This window comes from Mumia sp. ZJ430 (assembly GCF_011751845.1).
In the GTDB taxonomy this organism is placed as follows: domain Bacteria; phylum Actinomycetota; class Actinomycetes; order Propionibacteriales; family Nocardioidaceae; genus Mumia.
The window spans coordinates 148,669-161,131 of record NZ_JAAHFK010000004.1 but is presented as its reverse complement, the minus strand read 5'-3'; the positions used below and the strand labels follow the sequence as shown (position 1 = coordinate 161,131).

Annotated in this window: 14 protein-coding genes; 3 read left to right on the top strand and 11 right to left on the bottom strand. The window is 70.0% G+C overall.

Features of this window, described 5'->3' with window-relative positions:
- Positions 1–260 precede the first annotated feature (260 nt).
- Positions 261–437: a hypothetical protein gene (locus tag HCT63_RS16955; protein ID WP_167007633.1), complete on the top strand. Its 177-nt coding sequence runs from the start codon at positions 261–263 to the stop codon at positions 435–437.
- A 3-nt stretch (positions 438–440) separates the two neighbouring features.
- Here the strand turns inward: HCT63_RS16955 and HCT63_RS16950 are convergent, their stop codons facing one another.
- The 7 genes from HCT63_RS16950 to HCT63_RS16920 form a co-directional block, all read right to left on the bottom strand.
- Positions 441–1,310 carry an Fpg/Nei family DNA glycosylase gene (locus tag HCT63_RS16950; protein WP_167007631.1) on the bottom strand — a complete coding sequence of 290 codons (870 nt, stop codon included), beginning with the start codon at positions 1,308–1,310 and terminating at the stop codon, positions 441–443.
- A 3-nt stretch (positions 1,311–1,313) separates the two neighbouring features.
- A complete protein-coding gene (locus HCT63_RS16945; protein WP_167007629.1) occupies positions 1,314–1,796 on the bottom strand; it encodes a ribose-5-phosphate isomerase in 483 nt (160 codons plus the stop codon).
- Positions 1,797–1,800: 4 nt separating this feature from the next.
- Positions 1,801–2,649 (bottom strand): alpha/beta hydrolase, encoded by an 849-nt coding sequence (locus tag HCT63_RS16940; RefSeq protein WP_167007626.1) that lies wholly within the window; start codon positions 2,647–2,649, stop codon positions 1,801–1,803.
- 136 nt (positions 2,650–2,785) lie between these two features.
- Positions 2,786–3,391 carry a DsbA family protein gene (locus HCT63_RS16935; protein WP_167007623.1) on the bottom strand — a complete coding sequence of 202 codons (606 nt, stop codon included), beginning with the start codon at positions 3,389–3,391 and terminating at the stop codon, positions 2,786–2,788.
- A 56-nt stretch (positions 3,392–3,447) separates the two neighbouring features.
- Positions 3,448–4,587: a glutamate--cysteine ligase gene (locus HCT63_RS16930; RefSeq protein ID WP_167007620.1), complete on the bottom strand. Its 1,140-nt coding sequence runs from the start codon at positions 4,585–4,587 to the stop codon at positions 3,448–3,450.
- Between the two features lie 39 nt (positions 4,588–4,626).
- Positions 4,627–5,076 carry a hypothetical protein gene (locus HCT63_RS16925; protein WP_167007617.1) on the bottom strand — a complete coding sequence of 150 codons (450 nt, stop codon included), beginning with the start codon at positions 5,074–5,076 and terminating at the stop codon, positions 4,627–4,629.
- Between the two features lie 30 nt (positions 5,077–5,106).
- Positions 5,107–5,544, bottom strand: a complete 438-nt coding sequence (locus tag HCT63_RS16920) for a DUF3224 domain-containing protein (protein WP_167007614.1) — start codon at positions 5,542–5,544, stop codon at positions 5,107–5,109.
- 67 nt (positions 5,545–5,611) lie between these two features.
- On the opposite strand from HCT63_RS16920, the gene HCT63_RS16915 reads away from it, so the two are divergent.
- Positions 5,612–6,403 (top strand): helix-turn-helix domain-containing protein, encoded by a 792-nt coding sequence (locus HCT63_RS16915; protein ID WP_167007611.1) that lies wholly within the window; start codon positions 5,612–5,614, stop codon positions 6,401–6,403.
- Between the two features lie 56 nt (positions 6,404–6,459).
- On the top strand, positions 6,460–9,006 hold the full coding sequence (pepN, locus tag HCT63_RS16910; RefSeq protein ID WP_167007608.1) for an aminopeptidase N: 2,547 nt from the start codon (positions 6,460–6,462) through the stop codon (positions 9,004–9,006).
- Positions 9,007–9,339: 333 nt separating this feature from the next.
- Here pepN and HCT63_RS16905 read toward each other — a convergent pair whose 3' ends face one another.
- From HCT63_RS16905 to HCT63_RS16890, 4 genes are all read right to left on the bottom strand, one after another.
- Positions 9,340–9,864: a PH domain-containing protein gene (locus HCT63_RS16905; protein ID WP_167007605.1), complete on the bottom strand. Its 525-nt coding sequence runs from the start codon at positions 9,862–9,864 to the stop codon at positions 9,340–9,342.
- A 13-nt stretch (positions 9,865–9,877) separates the two neighbouring features.
- A complete protein-coding gene (locus HCT63_RS16900; RefSeq protein WP_167007602.1) occupies positions 9,878–10,036 on the bottom strand; it encodes a hypothetical protein in 159 nt (52 codons plus the stop codon).
- Between the two features lie 96 nt (positions 10,037–10,132).
- Positions 10,133–11,089: a methylmalonyl Co-A mutase-associated GTPase MeaB gene (meaB, locus tag HCT63_RS16895; protein ID WP_167007601.1), complete on the bottom strand. Its 957-nt coding sequence runs from the start codon at positions 11,087–11,089 to the stop codon at positions 10,133–10,135.
- 40 nt (positions 11,090–11,129) lie between these two features.
- The gene (locus HCT63_RS16890) at positions 11,130–12,320 is read right to left on the bottom strand and encodes an acetyl-CoA C-acetyltransferase (protein ID WP_167007598.1); all 1,191 of its coding nucleotides are present in this window, start codon (positions 12,318–12,320) and stop codon (positions 11,130–11,132) included.
- Positions 12,321–12,463: the final 143 nt, after the last annotated feature.

Genomic DNA, 12,463 nt, shown 5'->3' with positions numbered 1-12,463 from the left:
CATCCCGACCCTAGGGACCCTCACGGAGGACCTCAATCGATTTCTCCGCGCCCAGTGAATTGGGGCCCGCTATGTCCGTCCTGGCAGCGTTAACGCACATGTCATGTCGGGCTAACCGCTCGGATTCCTCGACCGCCTAGCGTGGAACGTGTCGTTTCCGGTGATCACGCATCACCAACACGGCACTCACAACGCGGCGCCTGGCCCGCTCGACAGGGAAGGCGGACCAGGTGCCGCGTCGGGACGACCCAGGGGGATCGATGAGACCGCTCAGCTTCGCATGGCAGTTCGCCGCTTCAGGACTCGCTCGCCTCGCCTCGACGGACGTGTCGTGCGCCAACGCCCTCCACTCCGCCAACGAGCTCACCGCCGCACGCCGCGAACGCGAGGAGATCAGCGCGATGCTGGCCTCGCGAGCCCTCCCCGACCTGAGCTGATCCTCAGCCCCTGACCGGAGTACGGCGGCGGCTTCGCGGCTGGCAACGAGGGCACCAGAACAGGTTGCGCCCGGCCAGCACCTCCGTACGCACCGGCGTCCCGCACACGAGACAGGGCATGTGCGTCCGCCGGTAGACATAGACCTCTCCCCCATGGTCGTCCTTGCGCGGCGCGCGCCCCATCGCCTCCGGCTCGTGCTCGGGCCGTACGGTGTCGATGCGGTTGTGCGTGACCCCGTACGCCATGAGCCCGACGAGGTCGCCCCACATCGCGTCCCACTCGGCCCGCCGGAGGAACCGTCCCTCCATGAAGGGGTCGAGGCCGTGCCGGAACAGCACCTCCGCGCGATAGACGTTGCCGACGCCTGCCAGGACCGACTGGTCCATGAGCAGCGCCCCGATCGTGATCTTCGAGCGGTTGATCCGGCGCCAGGCACGCTCGGGATCGGCGTCGTCGCGCAGCGGGTCGGGGCCGAGTTTGGCGAGGTAGGCGGCCTTCTCGTCCGGCGTGATCAGCGTGCACACCGTCGCGCCCCGCAGGTCGGCCCACGCCCGTACGGACTCCAGACGCCAGCGCACCTGCCCCACCACCGGGCGGGCCGAGAGGTCACCGATCGCGCTCGGGTCGGGCAGCCCGGAATGGATCGCGAGGCCCCCGATCAGCCCGAGGTGGATGCGGACCTGCTCCTCTAGCCCGGCGAACCGGACGAAGAGCTGCTTGCCGTACGCCTCCGCGCCCTCCATGACCCGCGAGCCGATCCGCGCGGCGCCCTCGGCGAAGCGTCCCTGCGGGCTCGATGACCAGGTCCTGTCACCGCCGAAGGCCGCATCGAGGTCGAGCGCGAGCCGGTGGAGGGTGTGTCCCTCGGGCACGCCTCAGAAGTCCTCTCGCCGCTCGGCGACCTCGGTGCCGCGCGACTCCTCGTACGCAGCGAGCAGCGAGATCCGGCGAGCGTGGCGCTCGACTCCGCTGAACGGCGTCGCGAGGAACGCCTCGACGATCGTGGTCGCCTCCTCGGTGGAGTGCATGCGGGCGCCGATGCCGACGACGTTGGCGTTGTTGTGCTCGCGGGCGAGCTGCGCCGTCTCGAGCGACCACGCGAGCGCCGCACGCACGCCGTCGACCTTGTTCGCGGCGATCTGCTCGCCGTTGCCGGAACCACCGATCACGACGCCCAGGCTGCCCAGGTCGGCGACGACGGCCTCGCCGGCGGCGAAGCAGAACGGCGGGTAGTCGTCCTCGGCGTCGTACGTGGCGGGACCGTGGTCCACGACGTCGTGCCCCTGATCGCGCAGGTGGGTCAGGAGGTGGTTCTTGAGCTCGAAGCCGGCGTGGTCGCAACCGAGGTGAACGCGCATGACGTCATTGTCCCAGCGTCGCTGCCAGGTCGCGCAACGTGCCCGAGACGAGCCGCACGGCCGACCGCGACTCGGCGAACTCCCACGGCCGGCGCCAGAAGCCGTGGGCCATCCCGAGCGCCCGCCAGGCGACGGTCGGGACGCCGGCATCGGTCAACCGCGCTGCATACGCCTCGGCCTCGTCGCGCACCAGGTCGTGCTCGGCGGTGATCACGAGGGTGGGCGGCTGTCCGGCAAGGTCGGGGGCGAGGAGCGGCGAGGCCTCGGGGTTGCGCTTGGCCTCGTCGGTGGGGGCGTACTGGTCCCAATACCAGTCCATGTCCGACGTCACGAAGTCGTAAGCGCCGCTCCCCTCCTCGCGCCGCGACACCGTGTCAGCGAAGGCGTCGACCGGCGGGTAGACGAGCACCTGGTACGCCAGCGCCTCCGGATCGCGGACGGACAGCCCGGCGATCATGTTGGCTCCGGAGGAGTCGCCGATCCCCGCGATCAGGGAGGTGTCGAGCTCGTACTCGTCGCCGTGCGCGCGCAACCAGGCGAGCGCGGTCGCGACGTCGTCGAGCGGCGCGGGGTATGGGGCCTCGGGGGCGCGGCGGTAGTCCACGGACAGCAGCGCCCAGCCGGTCGCGTTCGCCAGGTAGCGACAGAACGCGTCGTGGGTCTCCAGGTCGTGGAACACCCAGCCGCCGCCGTGGACGTACAGGAGGACCGGGACGTCGTCCTCCGGCCGGTAGAGGCGCACCGGCACCCCGTCCGCGTCGAGGTCGGCGACGTGCGCGACGTCGATGCGGATCGAGTCCGCGAGGGCCTCGGCACGGTCGGCGGCACGCTCTGCGGCGATGTCGTGGTCCATGCCGAGGACCCTAGCGCCTGCACTTTCCGTTGGCCCCAACGGAAAGTGCAGGCCCCAACGGAAGGATCCGGTGGGGCCTGACGTCTTCGTTGGCCCCAACGGAAAGTGGTCGGGGCGGAGCGGAGGCGGGTGGACCTCAGTCGAAGATCGGCTCGCGCGTCCGGGTGCGCTTGATCTCGAAGAAGCCGTCCGTCCCGGCGACGAGGAGGCAGCCGTCCCACAGCCGGCCCGCAGCCTCGCCCTTCGGCGCAGGCGACACGACCGGACCGAAGAACGCGATGCCGTTCACCGCGATGACGGGCGTGCCCACATCCGTACCGACGAGCTCCATCGCCCGCTCGTGAGAGGCCCGCAGGGCGTCGTCGTACGCGTCGGTGTCGGCGGCCTCGACCAGCTCGGGCTCCAGCCCGACCTCCTCCAGCGCCTCGGCGAGCACGGTCGCGTCGAGCGGACGACCGCCGGGGTGCACGCGGGTGCCGATCGCGGTGTAGAGGTCGCGCAGGACGTGCGCACCGTGCTTCTGGGCGGCCGCCGTCGCGACGCGCACCGGGCCCCACCCGCGGTCGAGCATCTCGCGGTAGCGCTCGGGGAGGTCCTCGGCGTTCTCGTTGAGGACCGACAGGCTCATGACGTGGAAGCGGACCTCCACGTCGCGGACCTGCTCGACCTCGAGCAGCCAGCGCGACGTCATCCAGGCCCAGGGGCACAGCGGATCGAACCACATGTCAACGGTGTCGGACATGCTCACCTCTCGTCGGGGGTGTCGGCGAAACGCCGACGGATCGGAAGTCTCGCAGATCACAACAACGGACGACCGGCGTGCATTTCCTCGACCAGCGAGAAGGCGACAGGTTGGAGGTCACCGCCGTGGCGGCGGGCGACCTCACGCTGTCGCTGGTACGAGGCTCCGCCCTCGAGGATCGTCTCGATGTCGGCCAGCTCCGCAGCGCATCCCAGGCGCTCCGCGACAGGCTCGAGGAGGCGCAGCAGCCGTCGTACGTCCGTCGTGACGAGGTCCTCGTCGCCCTTCGCGTCGAGGATGAGGATCGCATCCATCCCGTACCGGGCCGAGCGCCACTTGTTCTCCTGGAGGAACCACTGCGGCAGGTCGGGCAGATCGCGGCCAGCATCGAGCTCGGACGAGAAGTGCTCGACGAGGCACTGCGTGAGCGCCGCGATCGCGAGCAGTTCGGAGAGCGCCGGCGTGCCGTCGCAGATCCGGACCTCCAGCGTGCCGAAGCGCGGCGACGGCCGGATGTCCCATCGAACCTCGGAGAAGTCATCGATGACGCCGGTGTGGAGCATGTCGTCGGTGTAGCGCTCGAGGTCGGACCACTCCTCGAGCCGGAACGGCAGTCCGGCCGTCGGCAGCTGCTGGAACATCAGCGCGCGGTTGGACGCGTACCCGGTGTCCTTGCCGCCCCAGAACGGCGACGATGCCGACAGCGCCTGGAGGTGGCCGAAGTAGGCGAGGACGGCCCGCATGATCGGGAGCACCTTGGCGCGGTCCTCGATGCCGACGTGGACGTGGACGCCGTAGATGAGCATCTGGCGGCCCCACCACTGCGTACGGTCGATGAGCGTGTTGTAACGCTCCTTGTCGGTGACCTTCTGGTGGTCCCACTGTGCGAACGGGTGCGTGCCCGCACACATCAGCTCGACGCGCAGCGGGCCCGTGACGTCGCGCACCTCGTCGATGCTGCGGCGCAGGTCGCGGCCGGCATCAGCGATCCGCTCGTGGACGCCGGAGACGATCTCGACGGTGTTGAGCAGCAGCTCCTGGTGGACGTGCGGGTGCGGCGTCCCGTCAGGACCGGCCAGTGCGTCGAGCACCGTACGGGCGACCTGGCGGAGGTCGCCGGTGTCGGCGTCGACGAGCGCGAGCTCCCACTCGATGCCGACCGTGGAACGTCGCGACGTCGCGAAGGGCAGGGCCATGGCTCCATCCTGCCCGAGCCGGCCGTCAGGATCTCGTCGTCAGGACCGCTGTGACGGGTCCCACGGCGCGGGGCGTACGACGGCGACCCACACGGCGAACGCGAGAAGGGCGACGCCGACCAGGATGTCGACGACCACGTGGGTCTGGCGCCACCACACCATGTCGGTCGCCCCCTCGACCGTGTAGTGGCCGATGCCGATGAGGCCGCTGACCGAGTAGAACGCGAGTCCGACGACGCACGCGGCGCGCCGGTGGCGGAAGAACGCGATCACCCCGAGGACTCCGCACAGGGTGAAGACGAACCACGACGCCGCGATCACCTCCGCCGACGGCGCCGGCAGCCCGTCCGAGCCCGGTTGGGGGTATGAGGAGTAGTTCGCGACGTTGTCGATGTAGTGGATCACCGAGACCACGAACGCGGCACCGACGAGCCAGAGGAGGACCGTGGCGCCGCGAGGGCGGTTGCGCGTGGCGGTGTCGACGGACATGCGAGCGACGCTAGTGCGCCGCGGGGTCACTCACAGCGTGTAGTCGAGCACGAACCCGTACCCGTCGTCGCTGTGACCCCCGAGGGTGATCGTCGCCTCGCCACGCAGCGACTCGAGCGCCCCGGTCCCCATGCCCTCGACCACCTCGACGGCGTCGGCGACGTCCATCTCGTAGTGGGAACCACGGTGCAGGAGGACACACGTGCCTTCGGCGCCGCCGATCGAGCCGGTGAAGCGCTCGACGGCGAGGACGGGCGCATCGCCCTGCTTGTACGTCATCAGGTAGTGAACGACGCCTTCTCCCTCGATGTCGCCGGAGTAGGTGTAGCGGACGGTGGCGCGGGTGATGCCGCGGTCGGGGTAGTAGGTGCCGTTCCGCTCGGCCCCGGTCCCGTCGATGTCCTCGACGACCGACTCCTCCCAGCCCGCGACGGTGAACGTGGTCTCTGCCTTCTTGTCGTGTGTCATGCCTGCCATGCTCGTCGCGGAGCGCATGGCAGGTCTTGTACGAACGCGACATGCCTAGGCTGAGGGCATGCACGACCCCGGGGGGTATCCGCAGGCGATCGTCGGGCGTGCCGAGCCGATCGGCGTACGCCGGATCGAGTCGGCGTCGCCGGGTGTCGACTATCTCTGGCGTGTGCGCTGGGACATCGCCGAGCCGTACGAGCAGGCGGTCGTCCCGCAGCCGCGTGTACACCTCGCAGCCGAGGACGGGCGGCTGCTCGTGCACGGCGTCACCCGGCGGCCGTTCTCGCGACGGCTCGTCGGACGCGGGCACGTGCTCGGGGCGTCGTTCCTGCCCGGCGGGTTCCACGGCCGTCTGCGAGGGCCGGTAGGCGGGTTGTCAGACGTGGTCCGGCCCGCCGGCGAGGTGCTCGGTGTCGACGACCGCCCGTACGCCGCGCGCATCCTCACACCCGACGCGACGGACGAGGCGATGGTCGACGTGCTGACGGGCTATCTGGCCGAGGTCGGGTACGAAGCTGATCCTCGGGCGGAGGAGGTCGGGTCCCTCGTCACGGAGGCTGAGCGTGACCGGACGCTCGTGCGCGCTGACGCGTTGGCGGCACGAGGTGGCGTGAGCCTGCGGACGCTGCAGCGCGAGTTCGCGACGTACGTCGGCATCGGACCCAAGTGGGTGCTGCAGCGGTTCCGGCTGCTCGACGCCGCCGCGGCAGCGCGCTCGGGCGAGGCCGTGGACTGGGCCGCGCTCGCGGTCGCGCTCGGCTTCACCGACCAGGCCCACCTCGTACGGCGTTTCACCGAGGTCGTCGGCACGCCTCCCGCGACGTACGCCCGCGAGGTGGGCGACCCCGCCGGTTGAGCCTGTCGCCCCCCGCTCGTGGCCCCTGGGACCAGCCCAATGACAGGATGGACCCCATGCCAGGAACCAACCTCACGCGCAACGAAGCGCAGGAGCGGGCTGCGCTCCTCGACGTCCACCACTACGCCGTCGACCTCGATCTGACCGTCTCCGACACCGAGTTCGCGTCGACCACCGTCGTCCGGTTCTCGAGCAACCAGGCGGGCGCGTCGACGTTCGCGGACCTGGTCGAGGCACGCGAGCCCAAGATCTGGCTCAACGGCACCGAGATCGACGCGTCGGCGTACGAGGACCACCGCATCGCGCTCACCGCTCTCGTCGAGGGCGAGAACGAGCTGCGGGTCGAGACACGGCTCCCCTACTCCCGTACGGGCGAGGGCCTGCACCGCTTCGTCGACCCGGCCGACGACCGCGTCTATCTCTACACGCAGTTCGAGGTGCCCGACGCCCGCCGCGTGTACGCGACGTTCGAGCAGCCGGACCTCAAGGCAACCTTCACGTTCACGATCGACGCGCCGAGCGGCTGGACCGTCGTCTCGAACTCCCCCACCCCCGAGCCGACCTCGGTCCGCGACGGGGTCGACCGCTGGGCATTCGCCGAGACCAAGCGCATGTCGACCTACATCACCGCGCTGATCGCCGGCGAGTACGAGACGATCACCGACACCTACAAGGGTGAGTACGGCACGATCCCGCTGGGCATCCAGGTCCGCAAGAGCCTGCGCGAGCACGTCGACGCCGACGAGATCTTCGAGATCACCAAGCAGGGCTTCGGGTTCTTCGAGGGTGCCTTCGAGATGGGCTACCCGTTCGGCAAGTACGACCAGGCGTTCGTGCCGGAGTACAACATGGGCGCGATGGAGAACGCCGGCGCGGTGACGTACCGCGACGAGTACATCTTCCGCAGCCGCCAGACCCACGCCGCGTACGAGAGCCGCGCCAACACGATCCTCCACGAGATGGCGCACATGTGGTTCGGCGACCTCGTGACGATGAAGTGGTGGGACGACCTCTGGCTCAACGAGTCGTTCGCGGAGTTCGCCTCGCACCACGCCGAGGTCAACGCCACGAAGTACACCGGCGCCTGGACCGGCTTCACCAACCAGCGCAAGAACTGGGCGTACCGCCAGGACCAGCTGCCCTCGACGCACCCGATCGCGGCCGACAACTACGACCTGCACGCGGTCGAGGCGAACTTCGACGGCATCACGTACGCCAAGGGGGCCTCGACGCTCAAGCAGCTCGTCGCGTGGGTCGGCGAGAAGGACTTCTTCGCCGGTCTGCGGGCGTACTTCGCCAAGCACGCCTACGGCAACACCGAGCTCAAGGACCTGCTGGCCGAGCTCGAGACGGCGTCCGGCCGCGAGCTGACCACGTGGGCGCAAGAGTGGCTGCAGACCTCCGGCGTCAACACGCTGCGTCCGCGCTTCGTCGTCGACGCGAGCGGCGGGTTCACGTCGTTCGCGGTCGAGCAGACCGCCATCGAGGCGTACCCCACGCTGCGCCGTCACCGCATCGCGATCGGCCTCTACGACTACACCGATGCCGGCCTCGTGCGCCGCACCCGTGTCGAGACCGACATCGAGGGAGCGCTCACCGAGGTCGACGCGCTGATCGGTCAGAAGCAGCCCGACCTGGTGCTGCTCAACGACGACGACCTGACGTACGCCAAGATCCGCCTCGACGAGCAGTCCCTCCAGACACTCACGACCTCGATCGCCGACATCGACGACTCGCTGGCGCGCGCGCTGTGCTGGGGTGCCGCGTGGGACATGCTCCGCGACGCCGAGCTGCCCGCCCGCCAGTTCGTGCCGATCGTGCTCGCCGGCGTCGGCACCGAGTCCGACCTGACGGCGGTGCAGACGCTGCTGCGCCAGGGCGCCTCGGCCGTCTCGCTGTTCTCGGCGCCGGACAACCGCGACGCTCTCGCCGCACAGTGGGAGCGGGGTGTGCGTGCGCTGCTCGACGCCGCCGCGCCGGGGTCGGACCACCAGCTCGCCTTCGTCCGCGCGTACGCCGGCGCCGCCGAGTCCGACGACGCGATCGCGTACGTCAAGGGGCTGCTCGACGGCTCCGTGACGCCCGAGGGTCTCGCCGTCGACACCGACCTGCGCTGGACCCTGGTCGCCGGGCTCGCCCGTGCGGGCGCCTTCGGCGATGCCGAGATCGACGCCGAGCTCGCGCGCGACAACACCATCTCCGGCCAGGAGAACGCCTCCGGCGCGCGCGCTGGCCGTCCGGACGCCGCCGCGAAGGAGGTCGCGTGGGACGCGGTCGTCGTCCGCGACGACTTGCCGAACGAGACGCAGCGCAGCATCGCTCGCGCCTTCCAGCAGCCCGGACAGGCCGAGCTGCTGCAGCCGTACGTCGACCGCTACCTCGAGACCGCTCGTACGGTCATCGAGAAGGGCGTGTGGCGTGCCTCGGAGATCCTCGAGAGCTTCTTCCCTCGGGCCAACCCGTCCGCGGAGAACCTCGCGACGATCGACGCGTGGCTCGCGGCAGAGGTCGATCTCGACGCGACAACTCGCCGGTACGTGAGCGAGGGCCGTTCGGACCTCGCCCGCGCCCTCGCCGCCCAGGAGCGCGACGCCGCGGTCTGACCCTGGCCGCCCCACGATTTGACCGCCTATCCACCTTGGTCCGACCGAATGCGGTGGATAACCGGTCAAATCGTGGGGCGCGCGCGTACGGGACCCTCAGGCCTCGATGTCGACGTCCTTGGTCTCCTTGCCGACACGAGCGCGGTCAGGGTGAGCCCGCCCATCACGGCCAGGTAGACGCCCACCCAGAACGGGCTGCCGACCGGTGACGCATGAGCCGGCGGGTGCGCCTCGGAGGCATGCGACCGGAGATGCGATCGTGATGCACCGGCGACCGTACGCCTGTGACCGAGGCCGCGGTCCACCCCGGTGGGCCCGCAGGAGGGCGTACGGTCAGCGCGCCGGGCCGCGCAGACCGGCCGCGACGAGGGCGCGCTGAATCGTACGGTCGCGCTCGAGCGGATCCGGGATGAAGCTGATGTCGCGCAGTCCCTGGGCCTGCGCGGCAGATTCGAAGACGAAGTGTCCGTAGCCCAAGATCCGTCCCAGCAGCGTGCGCTCGACCGTGATGTCGAGGATTCGGGCCATCGGCATCGTCGCGACCTTCACCTCGAAGACCCCTCGGATCTTGAGCACGCGATGGTTGGTGATGACGAAGACGTCGAGGTGCTGCTCGGAGGCCCTGAACATGCCGAACCCGATGATCCCCACCCCCACCAGCGCAAGCACCCCGGCGACCGAGATCGGCAGCAGCGGAAACATCGCGATGAGCAGCACCCCGCCAGACACGATCGCGTACGGCATCACGAAGACGACCCAGTGGTGGCGGACGACGTCCTTGACTCGTTCGCCGTCGTCGAGGAGCAGGAGCTTGCCGATGTTGCGATCGGGTACCAGCCTCAGGACCCTGCGCAGCACGACATTCCCCCCGTCAGGTCAGCAGTGATTGGAGGAAGGACGCGAGCTGGCCGAGGGCGTCGGTGATCCACCCGAAGATCAGCTCGACGGTGTCGGCAGCCCCCGTGGGATTTGTGAGCAGGAAGTAGACCACGAAGATCACCACGACGACGCTGATCGCCTTTTTCACCACGGCTGCCTTTCTCGGGGGCAGAAAGCTGCGGGCACACTCTCGGATGTTTATAGCGGAAAGGACTGGGCGCTGTCGCCAGGCGCGCCGTGATCAGCGTCACAGGCTGTCGAGGAGCCGCCTCGACGCCGTGAAAGGGTCGCTCTTGCCGGCGACGACATCGGCCGCGAGGGCGTCGATCCGGTGGTCCCCGTGGAGGGCCGCGAACCGCGTCCGCAGCTCGGTCGTCGCGAGGTTCTCGATCTCGTCGCGGGTGCGCCGCTGGCGTCGCCGCACGAGCTCGCCGCTGGTGCGCAGGTGCGAGAAGTGGGCGTCGAGCGCTGCCACGACCTCGTCGATCCCTTCCTCGCGGTACGCGACGGTGAGCACGATCGGGGGTTTCCACGCCGCGTCGGGACGGTCGGTCAGCGAGAGCATCCCTCGCAGCTCGCGGCGTACCTGCCGTGCACCGTCCCGGTCAGCCTTGTTGACGACGTAGACGTCGCCGATCTCCAGGATCCCGGCCTTCGCCGCCTGGATGCCGTCGCCCATCCCTGGCGCGAGCAGCACGACGGTCGTGTCGGCGAGCCCGGCGACCTCGATCTCGGACTGCCCGACACCGACGGTCTCGACGAGGATCACGTCGCACCCTGCGGCATCGAGGACACGCAGCGCCTGCGGGGCGGCCCAGGCGAGCCCACCGAGGTGGCCGCGGGTCGCCATCGAGCGGATGAAGACGCCGGGGTCTCCCGCATGGTCCTGCATCCTGATCCGGTCGCCCAGCAGCGCGCCTCCGGAGAACGGCGACGACGGGTCGACCGCGAGGACGCCGACCTTGCGGCCCTGCGCTCGGAGCGCGGCGACGAGCGCACCCGTCGTCGTCGACTTCCCGACCCCGGGCGAGCCGGTCAGACCGATGATCTGCGCATGCCCCGCGTGCGGCGCGAGAGCCGCGCTGACCTCGGGGAGCAGCGGCGACGCGTCCTCGACGAGTGAGATCAGGCGCGCGACCGCACGCGCGTCGCCGCCGGTGGCTCGTTCGACGAGCTCACCGACGGCGACGGAACGACGTGCCATCAGGATCGCATCCGCGTCCTGCGGCGCACCGAAGGACGGGTCACTGCTGCGGGACGCGCACGATCAGGGCGTCGCCCTGACCGCCGCCGCCGCACAGCGCCGCCGCTCCGACGCCGCCGCCACGGCGCGCCAGCTCGAGCGCGAGGTGGAGGACGATGCGTGCACCGCTCATGCCGATCGGGTGCCCGAGCGAGATCGCGCCGCCGTTGACGTTGACCTTGTCCTCGTCGATGCCGAGGGCACGCTGGCTGGCGATACCGACGGCGGCGAAGGCCTCGTTGACCTCGACGAGATCGAGGTCGGCGGGCGCGATGCCCTCCTTCTCGCACGCCTTGACGATCGCGTTGGCAGGCTGGAGCTGCAGCGTCGAGTCGGGGCCGGCGACGGTCGCGGCGGCGCCGATCTCGGCGATCCAGGTCAGACCGAGCTCCTCGGCCTTCTCCTTGGCCATGACGACGACCGCGCAGGCGCCGTCGGAGATCTGCGAGGCGGTGCCGGCGGTGATCGTCCCCTCCTTGGCGAAGGCCGGGCGCAGCTTGGCGAGCGACTCGGGAGTCGTGTCCCCACGGACACCCTCGTCGGCCGAGACGGTCACCGTCTCGCGGCGTCCGGCGATCTCGACCGGCACGATCTCGTCGTCGAAGAGGCCGTTCTTCTGCGCGGCGGCCGCGAGCTGGTGCGAACGCGCGCCGAACGCGTCCTGCTCCTCACGCGAGAGCGCATCGACATCGGCGTTGCGGCCCTCGGTGAGCTTGCCCATCGCCTGGTCGGTCAGCGCGTCCCACAGGCCGTCGTACTCCATGTGGTCGAGCATCGTCGTCGCGCCGTACTTGAAGCCCTCGCGTGAGCCCTTGAGCAGGTGCGGCGCCTGGGTCATCGACTCCTGGCCGCCCGCGACGACGACGTCGAACTCGCCCGCGCGAATCAGCTGGTCGGCGGTGGCGATCGCACTGATGCCCGAAAGGCACACCTTGTTGATCGTGACAGAGGGGACGTCCAGCGGGATGCCGCCCTTGTACGCCGCCTGGCGTGCAGGCATCTGGCCGGCGCCGGCGCTGAGGACCTGGCCCATGATCACGTAGTCGACCTGCTCGCCGGTGATCCCAGCCTTCTCCAGCGCCCCCTTGATGGCGACGCCGCCGAGGTCGGCTGCCGACTGGGACTTCAGGCCCCCGAGGAGCCGACCGATCGGGGTGCGCGCCCCCGCGACGATGACGGACTGACGAGACATGGGATCTCCTTACGAAGCGCGACTGCGCGATGTCTGCGGCCGAGACGGCGTGCTCTGGTGGGGTGCACGATACCCGCCCGTAACATCGGCTACCCCCTCGGTGAGGAAGGTCACAGGCTGGACGGCCAGGCGCCGCGCGGGGC

Bases quoted from the DNA above. Each gene is read 5' to 3' on its own strand.
- HCT63_RS16955 (WP_167007633.1), top strand. From the start codon at position 261: ATGAGACCGCTCAGCTTCGCATGGCAGTTCGCCGCTTCAGGACTCGCT.
- HCT63_RS16945 (WP_167007629.1), bottom strand. From the start codon at position 1,796: ATGCGCGTTCACCTCGGTTGCGACCACGCCGGCTTCGAGCTCAAGAAC.
- HCT63_RS16940 (WP_167007626.1), bottom strand. From the start codon at position 2,649: ATGGACCACGACATCGCCGCAGAGCGTGCCGCCGACCGTGCCGAGGCC.
- HCT63_RS16935 (WP_167007623.1), bottom strand. From the start codon at position 3,391: ATGTCCGACACCGTTGACATGTGGTTCGATCCGCTGTGCCCCTGGGCC.
- HCT63_RS16930 (WP_167007620.1), bottom strand. From the start codon at position 4,587: ATGGCCCTGCCCTTCGCGACGTCGCGACGTTCCACGGTCGGCATCGAG.
- HCT63_RS16925 (WP_167007617.1), bottom strand. From the start codon at position 5,076: ATGTCCGTCGACACCGCCACGCGCAACCGCCCTCGCGGCGCCACGGTC.
- HCT63_RS16920 (WP_167007614.1), bottom strand. From the start codon at position 5,544: ATGACACACGACAAGAAGGCAGAGACCACGTTCACCGTCGCGGGCTGG.
- HCT63_RS16915 (WP_167007611.1), top strand. From the start codon at position 5,612: ATGCACGACCCCGGGGGGTATCCGCAGGCGATCGTCGGGCGTGCCGAG.
- pepN (WP_167007608.1), top strand. From the start codon at position 6,460: ATGCCAGGAACCAACCTCACGCGCAACGAAGCGCAGGAGCGGGCTGCG.
- meaB (WP_167007601.1), bottom strand. From the start codon at position 11,089: ATGGCACGTCGTTCCGTCGCCGTCGGTGAGCTCGTCGAACGAGCCACC.
- HCT63_RS16890 (WP_167007598.1), bottom strand. From the start codon at position 12,320: ATGTCTCGTCAGTCCGTCATCGTCGCGGGGGCGCGCACCCCGATCGGT.